Here is a 22,532-nt window from a genome sequence, read left to right on the forward strand (position 1 = left end):
GCGACGGATGGACGGTGCTGCTCGGCTCCGCCACGTCCGGGCCGAGGGTGAAACCCGCGTGGGCACCTGGTCCGGATGGCGCGGTGGGCGCGATCCGCTACCAGCCGGAGGCGGTGGGCCCCTGGTGGTTCGCCGCACCGGCCAGACTCCTCGGGGATCGTTCCGCCTGTGCAGGCGGATCCCTCTCCGTGACCTTCGCCTTCGCGCCCTCCGCAACCGGCGAGAACCACATCGCCACGCCGGGGCGCGGTCTCGTCCTGCGTGCCGGTGGCGCGGGCCTGACCATCGATGCGGCCGCCGCGGGTTTCCTCGCTCCTCGGCCCGAGCACGGTACCCGGCGCATCGACGTCCCACTGCGGGCGGACGCGGGCTGGCTGGACGAGGCCACCGGCCGCCCGGCCACCGAACCGCAGCTGCGCCTGGTGCTCGCCGCCCTCGACACGCTGCTGGTTCCCGGGGCGCCAGTCGAGCACGCGGCGTGGACCGAGCTGCGCGCCGTCCGGTTGGGCGCAGAGCCCGCGGCCCTCGCGCTGACCGTGCGCCAACGCGACGGTGGCCTGGTCGCCTCCTGGCCCGTCACGAGCGACGAGAGCCACTACGAGGTGCGCGTCCACGACGGCACGGGCACACTCGTCCACAGCACCGTCGTGCCGGCGGATGAGTACACACCACCCGTTCCGCTGAGTTCGGACACCTTCATCCCCGAGCAGGGCATGACCTACACGGTGGAACTGGTCACCGGCACGAGCCGCACATCGGCGCTGGCCGCGGTGACACACTTGACGTTGGAGAAGCCCGCAATCCGGAGCCACGGGTACGTGGTCGGCGGCTACGAACTGATCTGGCACGCGGTGGACAGCGCCGAGAGCTACGATTTCCAAGTGCTCAAGGGCACCGTGGTGGTGCACAGCGACGACCGCATCAAGACGTGCCAGGCCAGCGCTGGGCTCGATCAGGGCTTGGTCGCCGACACGGGCTACCGGGCCAGGGTGCGCGCCAATGCCGGGGGTGCGGCAGGGCCGTGGAGCGACGAGTACGCCTTTGAACTGCTCTCAGCCACCACGTTGCTGAACCGGCTGTCCAGCCGCCTGCAGGAGGCCGGTGGCTCGGGGAGCGTGCGGATCTACCCGCTGAACCCCAAGACGCTGCCGGGCGGGGAATCCGGACTCGCCGAGCAGGTGCGGACCGTCCTGACCTCTTTCGACGCGTCCCCGATCGTCAGCTCCACCGAGGATCCTGTGCTGACGCCAGGGCAGAAGCTGACGCTGAGCGGCGTCAGCAACCTGCTGGGTGGGGAAGGCGGGCAGACCACCGTCGTCTTCACCGTCTCCGAGAAGCTCCAATTGCGCTTCGAATGGCGTACCACCCTGCCCGCGCACTGGAGCCTGAGCAGGGCGTTCCCCCAGTTCGCGGGCACCGCCCATGACGCCCTGCCGCTGCGGGACGCACTGCTGCTGGTGACCGGGCACGCGCACCGGGCCGACGGCGTCTTCTTCACGCTGCAGCCCGGCCTGTCCCTCCAGGCGACCCTTCCCGTGCGGACCGGCCTTCTGCCGCCACCGCGGCCCGGCGACCCGCTGCCATCGGACACGCAGACCGTCCGGGTGGGTGGACCGTTCGTCAACTACGGGTGGAACGACCCCCGGTGGGGCTTCGCATGGCAGGGCGAAGAGCCCCTGTCCGCCCTCACGATCTCGACGGTGGGCGGCGACCCGATGACCCTCACCGGCGGTCGGGTCAGCCTGGCCAGCGAGGCGAAGGGCGACACGCTGCTGATCCACGGGAAGATCAACCTCGGCGGTGGTCGACGCGACTGCTCCGTCGGCATCCCCACCCTCGCCTCGGAGACGCTCACCGCCACCACAGCGGGCTGGCAGTCCGACACGCTCAGCGCCGCGTTGACCGCCCTCGGCATCGGCGACCCGCTGGCTTCGCGGCTGCCCAACGCGCTGGTCTCCCTGGCCAAAGCGCGCATCAGCGAGCTCGCGATCCACTTCGCCCCTACTGGCGAGCGGGCCACCCGCACCACCGCGACCATCATGCTCGGGACCAGTTGGACGCCTGCAGGCAAGGTCACGCTCGCCGACCCCGCCGTCGCCGTGACCGTCACCCGCACCCCCCGGCCCGGGGGCGGCGCCCCTGTCGTCGCTTGGAAGGTCCGGCTCACCGGGCAGATCACCCTGGGTACGAGCCCCTACCGGGTCGAGGCCACCGTCCCCGCCCGCGGCGCATGGCGCCTGCGCGTCACCGGCAGCGACACGATGCCGCCGCTGGCCGACGTCGCCGCTCTCACCGGTGCCACCAGCGGCTCGATCACCAACGTCCTGCCGGAGGCGCTGCGCCCCAATACCACGGTGAAGCCCACCCGGGTGGAACTGCACATCGATCCCTTCACCACTCCCCTCCAGGCGATCCAGGCGGTCGGGGTCACCCTCGCCCAGACCACGCCGTGGACTCCCATCGCCGATCAGCTCACGCTCTTCGACTGGGCGGCGGACCTCGACATCGCACAGGCGGGCGGACACTGGGCGGTCAGCGGCCTGCTCTCGGGAAAGGTCGGGCTGGGCAAGTCCAAGTCCCCCGCGTTCGCCGTCTCCATGGCGGTCCCGTTCGGTCCGGACGCCGTGTGGCGGGTCGCTCTGGACCCCGACACCGTGGTCACCGTCCCCACCATCGGCGAACTGCTCGCCCTGGTCACCGATGCCGCGGGCACCCTGCCCAGTGGCCTGTCCTCCCTCGGCGGCCTCAAGATCACCGGCTTCGACGTCGCCATGACCCCCTCGCCGCTCGCCCTGCGGCACCTCGCCTTCGCGTTCGCCCAGAGCGGCACCTGGACCGTCATCGACGGCGCCCTGGCCGTGCGCGAGTTGCGAGGCGACCTGCTGATCCGGCGCGACACCGGCATCACACGGGTGACAGGATCCCTGAGCGGTGTCCTCACCCTCGGCGGCACCCCGGTCGGCCTGCTCCTCAGCAGGGAGACCGCCACCGACGGTTGGACGCTGCGAGCCGCATACGCCGACCCCGTCCACGTGCCGCGCTTCTCAAGCCTGGAGAGCTGGCTCGCCCCCATCGAGTCCGCAGCCGCCCTCCCCACCCAGCTCCCGCTCACCAACGGCTTTGACGTCGGCGACGTGCACCTGCGCTTCGGCGGGACGGGCGGCACGCTCGACAGGGTCGGATTCGCCGTCGCCATCCCCGAGGCGTGGACCGTGGTGCAGGGCAAGTTGGCTCTCACCGACGTCCGCGCGCGGCTGTCGATGCCGTACCCCGTGGGGTTGAACGATGTCACGGGCGAGGTGTCCGGCGTCGTCACCATCGCGGGAGCCGCGGTCCTGGTGACCGCCAAGAAGCCCGGTTCGGGCGACGACTGGGAGTTCGCGGGCACTCTGCAGCACGGCTTCACCATCGATCTGGTCAGCGCCGCGCGGCAGATCGGCGAATCCCATTTCGACCTGCCTTCCGCCGCTATCGGCAAGGGCCTGCCCAAGGCCATCGAGCTGACCACGGCCGCGGTCAAGGCCGTCCCCTCCACCGGCGCGTTCCACGCCACCGCGGCCACCCGCCTGGACTGGCGCCTCCCGCTTGCCACCACCCTGCGCATCACCTCGCTCGGCGCCACCCTGGCCAAGGACTCCACGACCGCCCCGCTGAAGGCCCGCGTCACCGGGACATTGGAGTCCGCCGGGATCCGGGCCGCACTCAGCCTGGCCCTCGGAACCGCGGACACCCCCGCGATCCTGGACGGCAGCATCACCAACCCTGCCGCCATCGAGATCGCCGCCGCCGCCGACGCCCTGGCCAATCCGCCCGAGGGCGAGGGATGGACGCAGGTCGTTCCCGCCGACATCGCGAAGATCACCTTTGAGCGCGCTGCCCTTCACCTCGACCTCACCACGCCCCGTGCCCTGCTCTACGGCAAGCTCGGCTTCGGCACCGCGAGCGGGATTGACGCCCTGCTGTACTGCGCAACGGACGAGCGGACGGTTGCGGCCGGGGCGGCGCCCTGGTCGTACGCTGTCGCGCTGCGCATGGGACCCGGCTTCCGGTTCGGCCTGCTCACCGAGCACCTGAAGCCGCTCGACAATCTGCTGACCGTGAGCGACGCCCGGGTGGTCGTCTGCAACCTGTCCGAGGGAACGCTCAAGGAACTCGCCGAGACCACCACCAAGCTGCTCAAGGGCATCGACAAGAACGCCACACCCCCGCTGGGCGACCTGCCGAAGGTCGCCGTCGCCCTGAAGACCGGCGCCTACCTCGCCGCCCGCGTCAACGGCTCCTCGCCGCTGCTCGCCCACCTGGCGGAGATCGGCAAGGACGGCAAGGCGCCGGAGGTGGCCCTGTACGCGCTCATCGACCGGGCGCAGCCCACCAACACGACGTTCGCCGCCGATCTTCCGGACATCACCATCTTCGACACCATCACGCTCACCCACACCGCCAACCACCCCGGTATCCACCTGACCTACCAGCCGAACAAGAACCGGGCTTTCAGCCTGGCAGGCTGCCTCAAACTCGGCCTCTTCAAGAAGACGTACGCGTTCGATGTGGAGCTGACCTGCGACGACAAGGGCCTCACCTCCCGAGCCCGGCAGACGGGGCAGGAACTGCGGCAGCCGTTCGGCCTGCCGGGGTTCACCCTGACCCAGCTCGCGGTCGCGGTGACCTACACCTGGGCGAAGGTCAAACCGCCGGTGCCGAAGCGCTCCCAGTTCACCCTCGAGGCCACCGCGGCCATCGGCCCCGCCCCGAAGTCAGACGCGAGCGACGACCGCCTGCGCGGAACGGCCAAACTGGCCCTCCTCGACGGTGCCCCCACGCTGGTCTACGCGACCGTCGACACGTCCGTCGGCATCGCCGGGTTCCTCACCCGGATCGCCTCCGGCGGCGGGGTGAGCTGGCCCGCGGACTTCATAGAACTCCGCATCCTGGAGAAGTCGCGCGTCTACTACTACGACCAGGCCAAGGACCCTGGGAAGAAGCTCGCCACTTTCGACGGTCTCACCTTCAACGACGGGTTCCACCTCGACGCCGGGCTCCGCCTCACCCTGGTCGGCGAGGTGTCCGCCCATGCCGACATCGCCATCACACGCGAAGCGCAGCAGCGCACGAGCGGCGTCAGCGCCACGATCGCCCTGAAGGACCCGGTGGACTTCGGCTTCATGCAACTCGCCGGTACGACGCTCGCCAATGGCGTCTACACCGGCGGTCCAGCGCTGAAGTTCGAAAGAACCGCCACGCGCAAGCGGTTCGCGGCCGACGCCGGGATCAACTTCTTCGGCGAGGCGTTCAGCACAGTGAGCGTCACCGTCGCGCGCCAGGCCGACAAGGGCCGCCGCTTCACGGGCCGACTCGAAGCTGCCCGAGCGCTGCCGCCCTTCGGCACGCTCAAGTGCGGATTCACCTACACCACCCATCCGGGGAAGAAGAGCGATTTCGCGATCCAGGACTGGCCCAGCTTCGAATGGCTCGAGAACATCATCGGGATCGCCAAGGCGATCACGGCCATCGCGGACGCGGCGGGCAACGACGCCTGCGGGGCGATCGCCGGACAGTTCATCAACAACGCCTACGACGAGAAGCTCACCGTCACCCCGAAGGTCTCCCTTGATGGCACCGACGTGGTCTTCACACTGCGGATCAATCTCACCCTGACGCTCCGGGGGGCCAAGGAGAAGTTCCTCGACCACGCTCTGCCGTCCCTGGCGATCAAGGTCCCGGCCGCCACCAAGTGGGCAGCTCTTCCCGAAGCGCTGAAGAAGGGGGTGGCCGACGGCGCGGAGGGGTTCGCGAAGGACGTGCTCAGCGACCCCAAGACCCTCGCGCTCATCGCTGCCATGATCGCCGGGCGGAAGGCCGTCGAGTGCCTGGCCAGCCTGGTCTGCAAGGGGCTGGCGGACGCGGCGGCCAGCGCGGCGGCGGCCGCCGCCCTGGTCGCCATCGAAGACGCAGGCGGCTTCCTCGCCGCCGGAGCCGCCGCGGCCGCCGCGGCCGCCATCGCCGGCGCGCTCGCCGACTCGGCTCAGAAGAAGAAGGACCAGGGGAACGAGGACGACGGCAGCCGCGGCGGGAGCAACCCGACACCTGGCCGTCCCACGATCCTCTCGATGACCTACCAGGCAGGCAAGATCACCGGTTGCTGGGACAGTGCGCCCTACGCCACCGGATACGAGTTCGAGGTGCTCAAACCCGACGGCCAGTCCCTCGAAAAGGCCGAATGCGGCAGGGCCGACCTCACCGCGAGCCTGGCGGTGACCGCGGAGGGCCTGCCTGCGGGCATCTACACCTGTCGCGTCCGCGCACTGCGGCAGACGAACAACACGCGGAGCCAATGGGCCCAGTGGCCGCTGGAGAAGCCGAGCTCACCCACTCCGGAGCTGCACTTCGGGGACGACCAGCTCACCGCGACCTTCGCGGGTCGGGACAAGGACGTGTACTGGGTGAGCTTCACCGATCCGTCGGACAAGGCGCTGGGGGACATGCAGAAGATCGACAAGTCGCCGTACAGCGCCCACCAGCCGCTCGCCAACCCCAGCGCGGGCAGGTACGGCGCGCAGGTCCGCGTCGAACGCGCCTGCTGCATCCCCGCCGACTGGAGCCCCAAGGCCACGCTCAACGTCCTCGCCTTCGACGCCCCATCGATCCTGGAGGTCTGGTGGGCCGACTCGCAGGTCCACGTGGTGTGGAACAGGGTGCACAAGGCGAACAGCTACGAGGTGAAGGCGTTCCTGGGCGCGACCGAGATCGCGAGCGGCACCACGTCCGCCCCCACCACGCGGCTGTCCCTCACCGCGCAGCAGGGGAAGAAATTCACCCCAGGCAGCACCTACACAGTGCAGGTGAGGGCCCGCGGAGCGGATGGCGAAAGCCCCTGGTCCACGAAGGAGTTCACTGTCCCGCGCATCCCGCAGCCCGCCAACGTCGCCCTGTCGACGGACGCCGACCAGCTCATCGCGAGCTGGGATGGTGTGCGGCCTGAACGGGCGGAGGCGGTGGTCGCGTACGACGTTCGGCTGTTCGCCACCACCAGTCCCCAGCACGTAATCGGCGCCATCAACGGCATCACCTCCCTCCGCGCCGTCCTGCGCCGCGACGACGATCAGCCACTGGTCGAAGGAACCTCGTACGGTGTCCGTGTTCGCGCCCGAGTGGGGCGCAGCGTCGGACCGTGGAGCGCCGACGTCAACCTCCGCTACCGGAACCTGCCCGCACCCGCTTCCCCGATGCTGGAGTTCCGCGGAACCACGCTGGTCGGCTCCTGGCAGCAGGCGAACTCCGCCGACACGTCCGAGCAGGCGCGCTCGTACGAAGTCAAGCTCAGCGCCGGGACAGTGCCGCTGGCGGGCCCTGTCACCGTTACGAAGACGACCTATGAGCACCCCGTGAAGCGCCCGCTGGCGACCGGCGACCGGTGCACCCTGCGAGTGCGCGCTCTCATCCCCTCCCACACCAGCGCCTGGGTTCGCGCCGAGGCGCGCTACCCGGGCACCGTCGCCATCACCGATGCCGAGTACCAGGGCGGGGCCGTCAACGCGGTGCACCTCGCCTGGACCGCCTCCCCGCTGTCCGACGCGACCTACGAGGTCTCCCTCGTCAACCCGACGACGGGCGCGACCATCCGCACCCAGCCCGTCCGGGGCCGGGCCGGCGGGCTGGCACCGACCACCGCGGAGTTCCCCCTCACCGAGCAGGAACGGGGCCAGACGCTCCGCTTCGCGGTGGCGGTGCGCATCGGGAGCTCGATCGGTGCCCGCAGCGCCCCACTGGACATCGCGGCCACCGAACCCGCTGGCGCAGGCATGGCCTGGGGCGGGAACAACCGCGGCCAGCTCGGCGACGGCACCACCGTCGACCGTCGCACGCCCGTGGCGGTGAAGACCAGCGGCGGCCACGCGTTGACGAACGTGACGGCCATGGCCGCAGGTGCCCGCCACAGCCTGGCCTTGACGTCTGACGGCAAGCTGTTCGCGTGGGGTGACAACGAATCCGGCCAGCTCGGCGACGGCACCAGGGAGGTTCGTCGCACCCCCGTGCCGGTGAAGACCGCGGACGGTCAGCCGCTGACCGAAGTGCGGGCCATCTCCACCGGTGCCGACCACAGCCTGGCGCTGATGCGCAACGGCACGGTCTTGGCCTGGGGCAGGAACGATTGCGGCCAGCTCGGGATCGGCACCACCCAGCGGAGCAACCACCCTGTGCAGGTCAAGATCTCCGAAGATCAGTACCTGACCGACGTGCGGGCGCTGGCGGGCAGTGGGTGGCGGCACAGCGTGGCCCTGCTGCGCAACGGCACGGTGATGACCTGGGGACTCAACGTGCAAGGCCAACTCGGAGAGGATCCCGCCATCACCGGTTGGTGCCGCGCCTTCGCCGCGGAGGTGCGGAACCTGCCCGCGGCACGTGCTGTCGCGACGGGTGTCAACCACGTCCTGGCCCTCCTGGAGGATGGGCAGATCCTGGCGTGGGGTTCGAACAGGCTGGGGCAGCTCGGGTGCGGGAAGGGCGTCGAGCAAAGCCACGTCCCCGTGCGGGTCAAGCTCAACGCGGGCGAGAAGGCGAAGGCTGTCGGCGACGCATGCGGCTACCACAGCGTGGTCATCCTGGAGAACGGCAAGGTGATGGCCTGGGGCTACAACGGAAACGGCCAACTCGGCGACGGCAGCGCTCTGGACCGGTACGAGCCTGTGGAGGTGAAGACCATCTCCGGTCCCAGGGCCGTCATCGCCGGTTACCGGCACACCATCGCACTCCTCCCCGACCACACGGCGATGGCTTGCGGTGACAACACCTGGGGTCAGCTCGGCGACGACACGGCCGAGCAGAGGAACACCCTGGTGGCCGTGGAGGAGCTCGCAGGCGCACTCACGATCGCGGCCGGTGCAATCCACAACCTCGCCCTCAAGGCTCCATAGGACGATCGTGCGCCTCGGCTCCCAACCGTGCGCACATGGATCCGGACGGTCCCAGGAGGTCACGATGGGCAACCATGACGAGCCGCGCGGGACGGCCGAAGCAGCTGGGCCTGCCGCAGGAACGGCCGGATCCGCCCGGAACGACCTGCACGATCGCGACAAGCCCCCGCGCCGAGATCTCAAGGCACCCGATCATCGACCACGCGTCGTGCCGCTCTGGTCGAAGGCTGTCATCTCGGCCCGCGGCACTCAGATCGCGGTGCACTCCGGGCATCTGGGGTACCGGTACTACGTCACCTACCTGCCGCGCGGCTACGGCGGTGGAACGCCGAAAACCGGCAAACCTGGGACGACACCTCCACCGGCCCCATCACCGGCGCTGACCTGATCATGGAGCTCACCGCAGCCTCGGGGCGGACGGGGGCGACGACGACCATGCTCGCCGACACCGCGATGGAGCGGTCCACAGGGCGGCTGACATTGGCGGCCGGCGACTTCAACGAGCCTTATCACCAGGACGGGGACGACCGAACCGAGGGGCAATTCGACCACCACGGCGCCAGCGTCACGTGGTCGACGACCAAGGCGATCGGGGACTCGGGTTTCCTCGACAGCTACCGCGAGGCCAACCCGGGACCCGGTCGACGCACCGAGCTTCACCTGGGCCAGTGACAACCCCGACCAACTCACCTGGGCGCCGAAGGCCGACGAGCGCGACCGCATCGACTTCATCAACCACCCCAGACGATCGCCTCCGCCTCCTCAACAGCATCTTGTCGGACCGTCGAAGTCCGTCATTCACAACAAACGCGTCGACGAATCGGGCAACGACATGTTCCAGCTGCTCACCCGGACCTGGCCCACCGACCACCAGGTCGCGTCAGCCGCGGCTGCTTGCCGCCTCGCAGGCGTCGCTGACCTGACCTACGACGCCTTCGGCCAATACGGACACCAGCAGCCCGACCGTGACGGTCGGGCTGCTGGTTTGCCGAGCCTCGTGCATCGCCGCGGCGGGTGCCAATTCGGCCTTGCTGGGTAGTACATCCCGTGCTTGCGCGGGCTGCCCTCCATCTTCCGGGAGCAGATCCCGCACCGGATGTATCCCCTGAACAGGTGGGTCCGCTTCGTTGGTCGCCCGGCACGCTCGGTCTTGCGCGCCTTATCCAGCCTGCCTTTGCCCTTCCGAATCAACTGCAGTTCGACGAACTCGATCAGGTCGCGCGTTGGTCATCTGGAACAGGTGCGGACCTGGTTCGGCATACCCACGGGGCACACCACCGAAAGGCACCCGGCCAGCGCGGTTCACCGCCGCGACCAGTGCCCGGCGCGCCGCGTCGAACGCCTACCGCTTGTCGTCCGGTGCCGCGCGGACGCGAGCTCCGCGATGAGGAGGCCGCCTCCGGTTCGGACCGTCTGCGGGTGGCTGGGCTCAGACCGGGGCGAGGAGCAGGGGGCGCAACGCCTTGTCGAGCGCGTCCCCGGTGAGGCTGCGGGCGACGACGGTGCCTGGGTCGTCGGTGGCGAAACCGGGGCAGCTCTCCGCCGGGGACTCCGTTCCGGGCAGGGTGACGACCTTGACCTCTCGGCCGGTCCGGGCCTCGCGGACCGTGACCCGGTACGTCGCCTCGTACAGTGGCCAGGTGCGGCTCTTGGCCACCCCGCGGTCGAACCGGCAGGTGACCTTGCCGGAGCGTTCGCCCAGTACCGGGACGACACACGCGAACAGCTGTATCAGGTTGTGGTCGAAGTCGAGCGTGCTCCCGGGAGGCAGCAGCTTGGTCTCGCCCGCCACGATCGGCGAGTGCTGCATCCGCCGGTTGGTCAGGGACACCTCGTACACGTCGATGTAGTGCGGGCCCGGTCCGGCATATGGGGCGCTCGTGGGGTTGTAGACCCGGGACTTCGGCTGTTCACAAGCCGCTCTCCTGGCCTCGTGCGCTTCCTCGGACGACAACTTCTTCGGCGGAGCAGTGGGAGTTGTGGTCCTCGCGGTGGTGGTCGTCGTTGTGACGGCCGATGTGGTGGTTGTGCTCGTCCGGGCCACCTCTGGCGTCGCCGCCCGCGGTTCGTGGCTGGTCCCACAAGCGGACAGCATGACCAGCACGACCGCGACCGGGGCGACGCGGGCGCACATCGCCGTTCCCCTTGTGCGTATACCGGTTGACACAACATCGACAGTAATCAGGCATCCCCGGGGCCAGCCCCCCTTGGCCTGAAGCTGTCACCCTGGCCGGGCCAGGCGGACGGCAGCAACGGTTGGCCGTCGCGCTGCGGAAGCCACCGAGCACACCGACACCGCCCTGCACGCCCCTCTCCACAACCTGTCCCGCGCCAGCCACACCTGCGGCCCGACCATCCGCCCGCCACTGGGCCGAGCCCGACCGGGCGACGTTCGTCACCGGGCACGCGGGCACTCCCAGCAGCCTCGGGGCGGTCGGCGACGGCGGGCCCGAGTCCGACCTCGACGACTACTAACCCGCATGCGGCCCTACTTCGCCGAGCTGGTCCGGGGCAGATCCCCCAGTCACTCGAACAGGGGACGCGGCGGTTCCTGGCCCCGGCACCGGGTACTTCTGCGCTTGCTGTCGCCTCAGGACGGTGCCCGCCGTGCCGGGGCGTACCATCGAGAGGAGCCCAGAGGATGTTCCGCACCGCTGTCCTGGCCGCAGCCACCTTCGCCGCCGCCGGTCTGTCCCTGCTGATCGCCGCCCCGGCGCAGGCGACGGCCGACGACTGCCTGAAGGTTCTTCAGTGGGCCGGGCACAACGTGACCGAGCAGACCGTTTCCGCCTGCCGGGCCGGGGAGAACGACTTTTCCGCGTGCATCGTCGGGCTGTCCGAGGACGGGGTGCAGGACGGCCGCATCATCGTCGCCGCGTGCGCGTCGGCCAGCCTGAACACCGAAGGCTGAGCGGGCGTAGTTCAACTGTAGACAGTCTCCGCAGTGGGCGGTGCTGGTTCCCCGGCAACGTGGGCCGGGCGAACCCCGTCGAAGCTGCCAACCAGGTTCGTACACCTTGTTGACGGCACGCGGCTCGACGGCTTGGTCCTCCGACGGACAGGGCAGGGGTGCCGTGACGGCTTGGGCGCGAGGCTTAGGCACGGTTTGTCGGCCGGCCCGCACCGGCGGCGGTACGGCCATGGCTGCTACCGCGGATACACGGCCACCCAGCACAGCGTCTTCCCGCAGGGCGAGTCCTGTGGACTAGGCGGGCGCTCGCCGCCTGGTCGGTCCGCGCCCGCCCGCCATGGACGTCACCCGCAAGGCTGTCCCGGGCTACTTCTTGGCCGACAGGGTGATCTGGATGGTGTTCTCCTTGCCGACGACGAGGGCGTTGATGATCTCGGTGTCGAACATGCAGTCGGCGAACGGCGGGAGCTGGTATTTCCCGGTGACCGTCCCTCCGGTGGACGGGTTGAAGGTGCCGCTGGAGGTGAGGTCGATGCGCACCGAGGCGGTCGTCTTGCAATTGGGCAGCGGAATGCCGATGTTAAAATGCCCGACCTCGGTGATCTGCACGTCGAATTGACCGGACGCGGTCACCGCGTTGTTCCGGAACGTGCCGCTCAGCGGACCGGCCTGGGTGACCTTGACCTTGGCGTGGGTGGAGAGGAACCCGAAGAGGTTGAAGTCCGTGCGGGTCTCCGGCAGCGTGATCACGCCGGTGAACCCACCGCTCTGCAGGTCGATGTCGATGTCGGTCTGCCCCGGGCCCAGCGGCAGGTCGGCCCCGAGGCCGGTCAGCCGGGTCGAGCCCTCGGTGCCGTAGGCGATCTTCGTCGTGGCCGCCTCGCTCACGGGCGCCAGGACCGCGAGGGTGCCGCTCAACGCGACCACGCCCATCGCCGAGCCGAGGACCTTGCCGATTTTCCCGCGCATGGTGGTAATCCAATCCGTGTCCAGAAACTGTCTAGTACCCGAGGTACTGTAGAGTTTCCAGATCCACCGCGGCAAGGCTGGACGGAAAAGTGGCGACGACTTGTGCGAATGTTCGGAAATCACCCGGAGCGGTTTGTGCCGAGACGCCAGGTATCCTGTGCCGATGAGTGCCTCGCGTCCGGCTGCGGACGGCGCGCCGCCCCGTCGGGCCGATCAGCGGCTTCCCAGCGGCAGACACGGCCTGAGCCGGGCGGACGTCGCCTCGTCCCAGCGCGCGCGCATCGTCCTGGCGCTGTTCGACGCCGTCGCCGAGAAGGGCTACCCCGCCACCACGATCGGCGACGTGGTCGACCGGGCGGAGGTCTCCCGCCGGACCTTCTACGAGCACTTCACCAGCAAGGAGGCCTGCTTCCTGGCGGCCTTCGACGAGGCGGTCGCCGACGTCGGGGTCCAGCTGGCCGCCGTGCTCGACCCCCTGCCCAAGGACGACTGGCGCACCCGCATCCGGCAGTCCTGGCGGGCCTTCCTCACCGCCCTGGCCGCGAGCCCCACCATCACCTGGTCGCTCTACGTCGAGACGTTCTCCGCCGGTCCCGCGCTCATCGAGCGCACCAGCGCCGTCAACGCGGGCTTCGCCGAGGTCTTCCGCAAGCTGCACCGCCTGGCCCGCAAGCAGGAACCCGCCGTCACCGAGCTGGCGCCGGAGGTGTTCGACCTCTACATCGGCGGCACCGCCGAACGCATCCGCCACTGCCTGCGCACCGACGGCGCCGCCGCGCTCCCCGCCCTCGAAGACCTCTTCGTCGACACGCTTCTGGCCCTCTTCGGCACCCCATCAGCCTGAGCGCTACCCGGGCCGGGGACCGACGCGTGGTCTTCAGGGCCCTGCCCTAGCGGGCGCCGTCTCGGTCGGTGCGGGACGGCGCCGGGGTGGGGTCAGCCGAAGTCGATGTCACTGCACAGGAAGTACTTCTGGTCCATGTGCGAGGCCTTCCAGATCGTGACGAGGACGTGGTGGCCGCTGTAGCCGGAGGTGGACACGTCGGTCTTGTACTCGAACTGGGAGGGGTAGCGGCCGGTCTGCTTGATGAAGTCCAGGTCGTCCCAGGCGATCATGGAGTTGGCGGGGTCGAAGCCCTGCTTGGTGATGTAGATCTTCAGGTAGTCGGCGCCGTGCCGGGCCACGTCCTGCACCGTGATGGGGAAGCTGCTGCCTACCCTCGTGGTCTTCCAGGGGCCGGGGTTGTCCATCGGCGCGTAGCGGCCGCCTTCGGAGCGTCCGGCGCTGCAGATCTGACCGTCGGGGATGGCGCTTTCGAGGTTCTCGTCCAGGTTGTTGGCGTACAGGGCGTTCCAGTTCCACATGGCGTCGGGGCTCTGGTTCCAGGCCAGATAGCACATGAAGTCCTGCTCCTGCATGCCGGGCGCGTCGGGACCGTTCCAGCGGGTGGCGCAGCCGTAGTTGCGGGTCGGCGGGTCGACGACAGTGCCGTGGGCCGAGGCGGTGGTCGGGTGGAAGACCAGCGCCGAGGCGATGAGGGACGTCAGGAGCCCGATCTGCACGGCAATTCGGCGTCGGGTTGTGGATGCGGTGTGCATGCGATGTCCTCCGTGCGTGACGTGGTGCCGTCGGCAGGGGCGCCGGTCGGCGACGTTCGTCCGGGTTGGCGTTGTGGGAGCGGTGGCGTCGTCAGGGACCGACGACGCCACCGCTTTCTGCACGAGCGGGATCAGCCGGCCGCCACCGGGCGGTCCCGCTCACCCCCACGTGGTGGGCCACACGGGGGCGTCGAGGGAAATCGCGCGTCTTCTCGGCGTCGCGAGCCCACCGCGAACCGGTGTGCGCAGCGTCGGCCGCGTGCTCTACCAACGCCGAGGCGCGTCGGCGGTGAACGCGGGAGCGTCAATCGGTCGATGGGCTGCCGATCGCGCTTCGCGCCTGGTCGGGGCTGTCGCCGATGTCGAGCAGCTGTCGTGGCCGCTCGGTGGACATGAGCACCAGGCACGCGGTGATCAGGACGAGGTTCTTGACGACGAACTCGCCCTCGATGGTCAGCAGCAACGGGTTGCCCGCCTGGAACGCCGCGTGCGGCTGGACCACCAGCACGAGGAAGGTCCCCAGCAGGTGGGCCACGGCGGCGGCCGCGACCCAGCGCAGCCAGCGGCCGAGCCACAGTGCCGCACCGAGCGCGATCTCCGCCGATCCGAGCGCGACCAGCAGCAGGTCGCGGTCCAGCCAGGGCACGGTGTCCGCGACCAAATCGGCGACCGGTGTCACGTCGGCGGCCTTGAGAGCGCCGAACCACACGAAGACCAGGCCGAGGGAGCCGCGCAGCAGGGTCGTGGCGCGGGCGTTCATGGTGCACCGCAGGTGATGGTGTCGGGGGTGTCGACGCGCCAGTGGCCCTCGTGCAGGCGCAGCCGGAGTTCCCCGGTGTGCTCGCCGTGCCGCCAGGAGACCCGGGCGAGGTCCGGCCCGTCGGAGACGACGCCGAGGACCTCGTACGGGACTCCGGGCGCGCAGTCGGCGATCCGGTCGGCGAACACTTCCCGCGGTTGGCGCTGCTGCGCCTCGGGAGTCCACATGCCCCAAGCCGTGGTCGGGTCGCCGCCCGAGAGCAGGCCGAGGTAGGTGGTGGCGGTCCCGCGCAGCTGGGCGGTGTCGTCCGCGGTCGTCGAGTGGTGCTGGTGGTGCTCGTGCCCAGAGCCCGCGCAGCCAGCGGAGACCGCGGCGACCAGGGCAAGGCAGACGAGGGTTTTCATGGGATCCTCCCGAGGTCGGCTCCGGTGGCGGCCCCGCGTCGCTGCGGGGCCGCCACCTCACCTGGCGTCAGTTGCCCAGGCGCTTGGTGCCGTACTGGGAGATCCAGGCGTTTCCGCCGACGTTCACGTCCGCCAGGACCTCGACGGAGTCACGCGTGGCCTCCAGGCTCATCGAGCTCTGGTTGGAGCCTGCCAGCTCATAGGTCCACGTCTGCCCGACCGGGATGGTGCGGTCGGCCAGGGGCACGTCGTGGAATCCGAGCCGGATGATGTAGTGCGACTCGCCGTTGCCGCGGGGAACCTCGACGTAGTCCTGCTGCGGGTGCCCGTACTGGACCGACGCCCGGTAGTGGTGGTCGACCGAGCCCGACGGCGCGCGGAACTTCAGCACCAGGCAGTCGGTGTGCACCGGGGCGTTGCTCGTGTTGGTGAAGATGAGCTTGCGGTTGCCGTAGAACGTGCCGCCCTCGAGCTGCACCTTGACCGACAGGCCGACGTTGCTCTCGAAGCCGGTGTTCAGCGGCTCGTCGAGGACGGGGTTGCGGCTGGGCACGGGGTAGTCGGTGCCGCGGCGGCACCGCTCCAGCGGCGAACCGTCCACCGAGGAGGGACCGTCCGGGTACTGCTGGCCGTGGTCCGCCGGTCCCGCGCTCACCGGTGAGGTGACCGCGATGACGTTCGCGGTGGCGGGCAGCGAGGACAGGACGAACATGGCCGACAGCGCGACGCCGACGGCGCCAGCCGCGGACCAGACCGTTTTGGCCGTCTTCTGCATGGGTGTGCCTCCGTCAAGATCGGAAGGAAGCACCGGGGGAATAGATCGTCCCGCCGGGGCTTGGGACACCGTGGCGGCGGCGTTATCAGATTAAGGGCCCTGCGTTTTCTGTGTCAACGAGGGAAGATCGGCATTACTCGATCGGACCAGCACCACTGTCTATTGCGGATCGCGCGCAGGAATTACTGTGCCCACTACAGCACTCCCAGACGAACTGTCCACTTCAGCGGCCCGGTCAGCTGGTGAGGGTCCACTTCTGGCTGTTCCACGTGCCGCAGTCCCACAGGTGCAGGCGCGCGCCGTCGGCCGTGCTCTGGCCTTCGATGTCGAGGCAGCGCCCGGACTTGATGTTCTTGAGGGTGCCGCTCGGCTGGAATGCCCACTTCTGGCTGTCCCAGGTGCCGCAGTCCCAGAGGTGGGCCTTGGCGCCGTTGGCGGTGGCGCCGCCTTCGACGTCCAGGCACTTGCCGCCGGACTTCAGCTGCTGCCCCTCGAGCGCCCAGGTCATGGCGGGGGCGTTAGCGCAGGCCCACTGCTGGACGGGCGTGCCGTTCGCCGTGCCGCCGCCCGCGCGGTCGACGCACTTGCCGGTGGCTCCGTTGACGATCGTGCCGCCGGTGACCGGGTCGGGGGTGGTTCCGCCTGGGCCCCAGGCGTTCCAGTTGTCCCAGGTCTCGGCGTCGAAGCCGAGCCTGCCGAGTCGGTCAGCGGCCCAGTTGGTGCCGGACTTGGTGATGACGGTGCCGCCGACGGTGTAGTTCTCCAGCTTCAGGCCCCGGCTGTCGCGGGTCTCGTTGCCCAGGGTCACCTTCTGGCCTGCGCTGTTGCTGTACCGCTTGAGGAGGCTGACCTGGGATGAGGCGTCCAGGTGGCTCCACGCGTCGATCTTGAGGTTCTTGACGTGGATGTTCTCCGTGCTGGACAGGGCGAAGACGCGGATCGCGCAGTTGGCCATGCCTTCGACGGTGATGTTCTCGAAGGTCATGTTCCTGACCCACGTGCTGGGGTTGGCCGTGGTGGTCGAGCCCATGTTCTCCCAGTGCGAGGAGGAGTTGAGGATGCAGGTGTTGTACTTGACGTCCTTCCAGTACATCCGGTTGTGGATGACGTGGGTGTTGGCGACCCGCACGTTGTCGATGTTGCGCGGAGTCCATCCCCATTGGATGACAGGGCCGTTCTCGTTCTTCCAGACGACGGTGTTATCGATGGTGACGTCGCTGTGGTACATCTTCAGCACGTCGTCGTTGGCGTTGAAAAACGTGTTCTTCATGGTGCTGCCGCGGTAGAGCTCGATGCCGTCGGTCTGCCAGTACCAGGAGCCGACCTGCTTGTAGTTCTCGACCCGCATGCTGAAGGTCTGCTCGTCGCCGTAGACGACGAACGAGTGGTACGGGGGCTCGTTGATGGTCACGCCCTGCAGGTCGAGGTGCTGCTGCCGACCGTTGGCGGACTGGAACTGCAGCATCTTCACGCAGGTGGCGTGGCAGTTCGACGCCCCGGAGAGGTGGTCGTAGTTGTTGGCGGTGTCCGCCTCGTAGACGTACTGCTCACCGGAGAGCACGCCGTAGCCGGTCACCTTGTACAAGCCCTGGCTGTCGTCGGGGAAGCGGACGGCGCCCTTCACGTACGCTCCCGGCGCCAGGTACACCCACTTGACCTGCCTGGGCACCAGCGCGTGGTACTTGGAGGTCATGTAGTAGGTGCCGGGCCGGAAGTACACGATCTCCTCACTGATCGTGTTCAGGTTGGTGACCTGCCCCTGGGGCGGGTAGTAGATGCTCCCCGATGCCGAAGTGGGGATCAGCCGGTCGCGCTCGGCGCCGGTGGGCGCGGGCTCGGCGAAGATCATCATCGAGTTGCGCGGCTCGGTGTGGATGGCGCGGTTGCCACCGCCGGAAGCGGTGGTGAGCTTGCCCGCGTCGTTGGCCGGGCCCGACATGTCGTTGTACGCGGTGTACAGCTGCGGGTCGAACTCGACGGAGAAGCGGTGGCCCGCCGCGCTGTAGGGAACCCTGATGCGGATGGTGTCGCCGTCGACGAGCTGCTTGGTGAAGTTGAGACTGCTGGGCTTGATCTTGACCTGGTCGGCCGAGGAGACGGTCTGGCCTGTGCGCAGGGTGACATCGACCCACACGTCGGTGGCGTACTGGAAGGACGACCAGCTCATCGTCAGGTTCGCCGACGAGGAGAACTCGGCGCCGTCCTCCTTGGTGTAGCCGATCTTGCCCTTACCGCTGCGCGGGATGCTCATGTACGTGAAGGAGTCGTACCGGCTCCCGGGCGTGGCGGCGGTGGCGACCTGGACGTCGTAGAACGACGAGCGCCTGACCTTGTCGTTGGCGACCGGACCCGTGGTGTTGAACTCGTGGTTGTCGTGCCACCACGTCTTGAGCTGGTCGCTGTCGATGGTGGCGGCCTGGGCCTGCGGCGCGCCCACCACGGCAGGCGCGATGGCGCCGACCAGGGCGAGCGCCAGACCGGCGGCGAGCACCGCCGGTCGTCTCACTCTTGCTATGGACATGCGGATTCCTCTTCTCATCGTTGGGAAGGGTTTACGTCATCCTGCGGTCACGGTGGACACAGGAAGTCCAAGGAGTGCTGCCCGAACGAGAACTCAGCGAACGAAGACGTGCGCGGACCACGGTTCGAGTGCGATCCGGCCGCTCACGAACGACACCTCTTCGGTATTGGACAGAACCAGGTCCGCCACGGTCCACTCCCCGTCCAGGGCGGCGGTCCGCGGTGTCTCGCCGAGGTTGGCCACGACGAGCATCCGGGTGTCATCCAGGGTCCGTTCGTAGGCGAAGACGAACGGGTCGTCGGGCAGGAGCATGCGGAAGTCGCCCAGGGCGACCACCGGGAGCCGGTGGCGCAGTGCGATCAGCCGTCGGTAGTGGTTGAACACCGAGCGCGGGTCGTCGTATTGCGCCTGGGCGTTGAGCCAGGTGTGGTTGGGGTTGACGGCGATCCACGGCTCGCCGTCGGTGAACCCCGCGTTCGGAGCGGCGTCCCACTGCACCGGGGTGCGGCCGTTGTCGCGTCCCATGGCGCGCAGACCGCGCAGCACCGATTCCGGGTCGGCGCCTGCCGCGACGGACTGGTGGTAGTGGTTGAGCGATTCGACGTCACGCAGGTCGTGCACGCCCGCGAGCGGGGCATTGGTCATCCCCAGCTCTTCCCCCTGGTAGACGAACGGCGTGCCCCGTTGCAGGTGCAGCACGGTGGCCAGCGCGGTCGCCGATTCCCGCCAGTACCGGTCGTCGTCGCCGAACCGGGAGACCACGCGCGGCTGGTCGTGGTTGTTCCAGTACAGGCTGTTCCAGCCGACCTCGGCCAACCCGGCCTGCCACCGGGCCAACGACGCCTTGAGCTCGCGCAGGTCGACCGGCTTGGGGTCGAACTTCCCGCCGGGGCCGTGGTCGAGGGACACGTGCTCGAACTGGAAGACCATGTCCAGCTCACGCCGGGCCGGGTCGGTGAACAGCCGGGCCTGCTCCCACGTCACGCCCAGCGTCTCGCCGACGGTCAGCAGATCACCGGCCCGGCCCTCGAACACCTCGCGGTGCATCTCCTGGAGGAACTCGTGGATGCGCGGGCCCATGCTGTAGTGCGGGAAGCCGTCGCCGAGGCCGCCGACACCGATGGTGGCGCCGTCGGGCAGCGCGGGGTTCTTGGAGATCAGGTTGATGACGTCCATCCGGAAGCCGTCGACGCCTCGGTCGAGCCACCAGCGCATCATCGCGTACACGGCCTGCCGGACCTCGGGGTTCTCCCAGTTCAGGTCGGGCTGCTTGCGGTCGAAGAGGTGCAGGTAGTACTCCCCCGTGGCCTCGTCCAGCGTCCAGGTCGGGCCGGAGAAGAACGACTGCCAGTTCGTCGGCTCCGCGCCCGGCTGCCCTGCCTCGAATCCGTCCCTGGGCGGACGCCACCAGTACCAGTCCCGCTTGGGGTTGTCCTTGGAGGACCGCGACTCCACGAACCACGGGTGCTCGTCGGAGGTGTGGTTGACCACCAGGTCCATCACCAGCTTCATGCCCCGCGCGTGCACCTGGGCCAGCAGCTCGTCGAAGTCGTCGAACGTGCCGTACACCGGGTCGATCGCCTGGTAGTCGGAGATGTCGTAGCCGTTGTCGGCGTGCGGGGAGGCGTAGACCGGCGACAGCCAGATCACGTCGACGCCGAGCCGTTCCAGGTGGTCCAGCCGCGACGTCAGGCCCGCCAGGTCGCCGACGCCGTCGCCGTCGGAGTCGGCGAAGCTGCGCGGATACACCTGGTACACCACGGCCGAGGTCCACCACGGCGCCGGGGTGACGGCGATGGCGACCGGCTGTTCGAGAGTCATGGATGTCCTTTGCGAAGAGTTACTTGACCGCGCCGAGATTCACGCCGCGCATGAGCGTGCGCTGGAAGAGCAGGAAGAACACCAGAGCGGGCAGGATGCCCGCCAGTGAGGCCGCGGCCAGCGCGGTGGGGTCGCTGGTGTACTGGCCGCTCAACGCGCCGAGGGCGACCGACACGGTCTGGTTGTCGGCCGAGGGCAGCAGCACCAAGGGCAGGAAGAAGTCGTTCCAGGTCCAGATGAAGAAGAAGGTCACCAGCACCGCCATCGTCGGCCTGGTCAGCGGCAGGACGACGAGCCGGAGCACCTGGAAGCGGGAGGCGCCGTCCAGCCGCGCGGCTTCCAGCACCTCCGGCGGGAAGGCGCCGAGCACCGAGGACAGCATGTAGGTGCCGAACGCGCTCTGGAGCACGGCCAGGATGATGATGACGCCGGTCATCGTGTCGTAGAGCCCGAGGTCCCGGGTGAGCACGAACAGCGGATAGACCAGGGCTTCCTGCGGGATGGTGAACGCGAGCATGAACAGCGCCAGGATCCACACCCGGCCGCGGATGCGGCCGATGCCGATGGCGAACGCCGACAGCAGGCTCAGCGTGACCGCGATGAGGGCCACGCTGCCGCTGATCACAGCGCTGTTGAGCAGCTTGCGATTGAAGTCCACCCCGCTCCAGAAGTCGGCCAGGGCGGAGAAGTCCAGTTCGGTGGGCAGGGAGACCGGGCCGTTGGCGATGTAGTCCTGCGCGGGCTTGAACGCGTTGATCACCGCGATCCAGAACGGGAACAGCATCAGCAGCCCCACCCCGGCGACCAGGGCGAGCACCGCCCAGCCGCCCGCGCCGCGCTTGCCGCGCCTGCCCCGGTGCGGCGCGGGGGCAGGCCGGGTCGTCACGACCCGCCCCCTGCCCATGATCTCAACGCCCATCGTCGAACCCTTCGGAACTGCGGGTCTGGTAGCGCAGGAGCGCGACCGCGACGACCGCGATCATCAGGGCCAGCACGGACGCCACCGCCGCGCCGTAGCCGACCTTGGTTGTGGTGAAGAAGTTGGAGAACGAGAAGTAGGCGGGCACCATCGTGCTGGTGCCCGGCCCGCCTCGGGTGAGCACGAAGATCGGCGCGAACACCTTCAGCGCCGCCACCGATGTGGTGATGAGCACCACCGCGATCTCCGGCCGGAGCTGGTTGAGCGTGATCGCGCGGAACTGCTGCCACCAGTTGGCTCCGTCGATCTCGGCGGCCTCGTACAGCGTCGGGTCGACGCGGGAGAGCCCGGCCATGAACACCACCACGGTGTAGCCGATCTGAAGCCAGACCAGCACGTTCATCACCGCGTAGATGGCCAGGTCGGAGTCGCCGAGCCAGTTCCGCGCCAGGCCGTCGAGCCCGATGTCGCGCAGGGTGGTGTTGATGATCCCGTACTGGGGCTGGTACATCCACTTCCACAGCACGCCTGCCACCGCGATGGGTAGGATCTGCGGCAGGTAGTAGGTGGCACGCAGGAAGCTGGCCATCTTCGACCCGAACCTCGGCGAGATGTGGTTGAACAGCACGGCCGCGACCACCACGCCGATGGCGGTCGGGAGGATCGCCATGGCCACGATGAACGCCACGCTGTGCCGGAACGATGCCCAGAACAGCGGGTCGGCGAACAGCCGCTGGTAGTTCTCCAACCCGATGAACACCGGGTCGCCGACGCCTCGGTATGAGGTGAGGCTGTACCAGAGGTTCATCCCGAACGGCACGACGACGACGGCGAGGAACCCGATCGCGCCGGGAACGATGTACCACCAGTAGCCGCCGCGGCGTTCGGACTTGCTCCTGCGCCGCACGGCGGTGAGCGAGGACATGGCGATCCCTTCCCGG

At 69.0% G+C, this 22,532-nt stretch carries 16 protein-coding genes; 5 read left to right on the plus strand and 11 right to left on the minus strand.

All coding sequences use genetic code 11. The annotated features are described in order from the left end of the window. Nucleotides 1–83: 83 nt before the first annotated feature. The 3 genes from Actkin_RS16140 (at nt 84) to Actkin_RS16150 (ending at nt 9,584) form a co-directional block, all read left to right on the plus strand. Nucleotides 84–8,912, plus strand: a complete 8,829-nt coding sequence (locus tag Actkin_RS16140) for an RCC1 domain-containing protein (protein WP_258903215.1) — start codon at nt 84–86, stop codon at nt 8,910–8,912. Nucleotides 8,913–8,976: 64 nt separating this feature from the next. After that, the gene (locus tag Actkin_RS16145) at nt 8,977–9,300 is read left to right on the plus strand and encodes a hypothetical protein (protein ID WP_258903216.1); all 324 of its coding nucleotides are present in this window, start codon (nt 8,977–8,979) and stop codon (nt 9,298–9,300) included. Nucleotides 9,301–9,347: 47 nt separating this feature from the next. Continuing rightward, nucleotides 9,348–9,584 carry a hypothetical protein gene (locus tag Actkin_RS16150; RefSeq protein ID WP_258903217.1) on the plus strand — a complete coding sequence of 79 codons (237 nt, stop codon included), beginning with the start codon at nt 9,348–9,350 and terminating at the stop codon, nt 9,582–9,584. 208 nt (nt 9,585–9,792) lie between these two features. On the opposite strand, the gene Actkin_RS16155 is transcribed toward Actkin_RS16150, so the two are convergent. Together Actkin_RS16155 and Actkin_RS16160 are read right to left on the minus strand one after the other, a co-directional pair. Continuing rightward, complete coding sequence (locus Actkin_RS16155; RefSeq protein ID WP_258903218.1) at nt 9,793–10,005, minus strand: hypothetical protein; 213 nt, start codon at nt 10,003–10,005, stop codon at nt 9,793–9,795. A 336-nt stretch (nt 10,006–10,341) separates the two neighbouring features. Next, a complete protein-coding gene (locus Actkin_RS16160; RefSeq protein WP_258903219.1) occupies nt 10,342–10,752 on the minus strand; it encodes a hypothetical protein in 411 nt (136 codons plus the stop codon). An 801-nt stretch (nt 10,753–11,553) separates the two neighbouring features. Here Actkin_RS16160 and Actkin_RS16165 point away from each other — a divergent pair. Next, on the plus strand, nt 11,554–11,823 hold the full coding sequence (locus Actkin_RS16165; protein ID WP_258903220.1) for a hypothetical protein: 270 nt from the start codon (nt 11,554–11,556) through the stop codon (nt 11,821–11,823). Between the two features lie 366 nt (nt 11,824–12,189). On the opposite strand, the gene Actkin_RS16170 is transcribed toward Actkin_RS16165, so the two are convergent. Then, nucleotides 12,190–12,792, minus strand: a complete 603-nt coding sequence (locus Actkin_RS16170) for a hypothetical protein (RefSeq protein WP_258903221.1) — start codon at nt 12,790–12,792, stop codon at nt 12,190–12,192. A gap of 163 nt (nt 12,793–12,955) precedes the next feature. On the opposite strand from Actkin_RS16170, the gene Actkin_RS16175 reads away from it, so the two are divergent. Further along, nucleotides 12,956–13,636 (plus strand): TetR/AcrR family transcriptional regulator, encoded by a 681-nt coding sequence (locus Actkin_RS16175; RefSeq protein ID WP_189210396.1) that lies wholly within the window; start codon nt 12,956–12,958, stop codon nt 13,634–13,636. Nucleotides 13,637–13,728: 92 nt separating this feature from the next. On the opposite strand, the gene Actkin_RS16180 is transcribed toward Actkin_RS16175, so the two are convergent. From Actkin_RS16180 to Actkin_RS16215, 8 genes are all read right to left on the minus strand, one after another. Beyond that, the gene (locus Actkin_RS16180) at nt 13,729–14,355 is read right to left on the minus strand and encodes a lytic polysaccharide monooxygenase (protein WP_258903222.1); all 627 of its coding nucleotides are present in this window, start codon (nt 14,353–14,355) and stop codon (nt 13,729–13,731) included. A 340-nt stretch (nt 14,356–14,695) separates the two neighbouring features. After that, nucleotides 14,696–15,151: a DoxX family membrane protein gene (locus Actkin_RS16185; protein ID WP_258903223.1), complete on the minus strand. Its 456-nt coding sequence runs from the start codon at nt 15,149–15,151 to the stop codon at nt 14,696–14,698. Continuing rightward, a complete protein-coding gene (locus tag Actkin_RS16190; protein WP_258903224.1) occupies nt 15,148–15,555 on the minus strand; it encodes a hypothetical protein in 408 nt (135 codons plus the stop codon). Before Actkin_RS16190 ends, Actkin_RS16185 begins: the two co-directional genes overlap by 4 nt. A gap of 67 nt (nt 15,556–15,622) precedes the next feature. Continuing rightward, a complete protein-coding gene (locus Actkin_RS16195) occupies nt 15,623–16,330 on the minus strand; it encodes a hypothetical protein (protein WP_258903225.1) in 708 nt (235 codons plus the stop codon). 235 nt (nt 16,331–16,565) lie between these two features. Next, a complete protein-coding gene (locus tag Actkin_RS16200) occupies nt 16,566–18,836 on the minus strand; it encodes a family 49 glycosyl hydrolase (RefSeq protein WP_258903226.1) in 2,271 nt (756 codons plus the stop codon). A gap of 108 nt (nt 18,837–18,944) precedes the next feature. Then, the gene (locus Actkin_RS16205) at nt 18,945–20,672 is read right to left on the minus strand and encodes an alpha-glucosidase (protein WP_258903227.1); all 1,728 of its coding nucleotides are present in this window, start codon (nt 20,670–20,672) and stop codon (nt 18,945–18,947) included. A 19-nt stretch (nt 20,673–20,691) separates the two neighbouring features. Then, the gene (locus Actkin_RS16210) at nt 20,692–21,591 is read right to left on the minus strand and encodes a carbohydrate ABC transporter permease (RefSeq protein WP_258903228.1); all 900 of its coding nucleotides are present in this window, start codon (nt 21,589–21,591) and stop codon (nt 20,692–20,694) included. Beyond that, entirely contained in the window at nt 21,581–22,516 is a 936-nt protein-coding gene (locus tag Actkin_RS16215) for a carbohydrate ABC transporter permease (RefSeq protein ID WP_258903229.1), read from the minus strand. Before Actkin_RS16215 ends, Actkin_RS16210 begins: the two co-directional genes overlap by 11 nt. Between the last annotated feature and the right edge of the window lie 16 nt (nt 22,517–22,532).

Source organism: Actinokineospora sp. UTMC 2448, from assembly GCF_024760565.1.
Lineage (GTDB): Bacteria > Actinomycetota > Actinomycetes > Mycobacteriales > Pseudonocardiaceae > Actinokineospora > Actinokineospora fastidiosa.

Bases quoted from the DNA above. Each gene is read 5' to 3' on its own strand.
- Actkin_RS16215 (WP_258903229.1), bottom strand. From the start codon at position 22,516: ATGTCCTCGCTCACCGCCGTGCGGCGCAGGAGCAAGTCCGAACGCCGC.
- Actkin_RS16150 (WP_258903217.1), top strand. From the start codon at position 9,348: ATGCTCGCCGACACCGCGATGGAGCGGTCCACAGGGCGGCTGACATTG.
- Actkin_RS16210 (WP_258903228.1), bottom strand. From the start codon at position 21,591: ATGGGCGTTGAGATCATGGGCAGGGGGCGGGTCGTGACGACCCGGCCT.
- Actkin_RS16185 (WP_258903223.1), bottom strand. From the start codon at position 15,151: ATGAACGCCCGCGCCACGACCCTGCTGCGCGGCTCCCTCGGCCTGGTC.
- Actkin_RS16175 (WP_189210396.1), top strand. From the start codon at position 12,956: ATGAGTGCCTCGCGTCCGGCTGCGGACGGCGCGCCGCCCCGTCGGGCC.
- Actkin_RS16170 (WP_258903221.1), bottom strand. From the start codon at position 12,792: ATGCGCGGGAAAATCGGCAAGGTCCTCGGCTCGGCGATGGGCGTGGTC.
- Actkin_RS16205 (WP_258903227.1), bottom strand. From the start codon at position 20,672: ATGACTCTCGAACAGCCGGTCGCCATCGCCGTCACCCCGGCGCCGTGG.
- Actkin_RS16145 (WP_258903216.1), top strand. From the start codon at position 8,977: ATGGGCAACCATGACGAGCCGCGCGGGACGGCCGAAGCAGCTGGGCCT.
- Actkin_RS16195 (WP_258903225.1), bottom strand. From the start codon at position 16,330: ATGCAGAAGACGGCCAAAACGGTCTGGTCCGCGGCTGGCGCCGTCGGC.
- Actkin_RS16165 (WP_258903220.1), top strand. From the start codon at position 11,554: ATGTTCCGCACCGCTGTCCTGGCCGCAGCCACCTTCGCCGCCGCCGGT.
- Actkin_RS16190 (WP_258903224.1), bottom strand. From the start codon at position 15,555: ATGAAAACCCTCGTCTGCCTTGCCCTGGTCGCCGCGGTCTCCGCTGGC.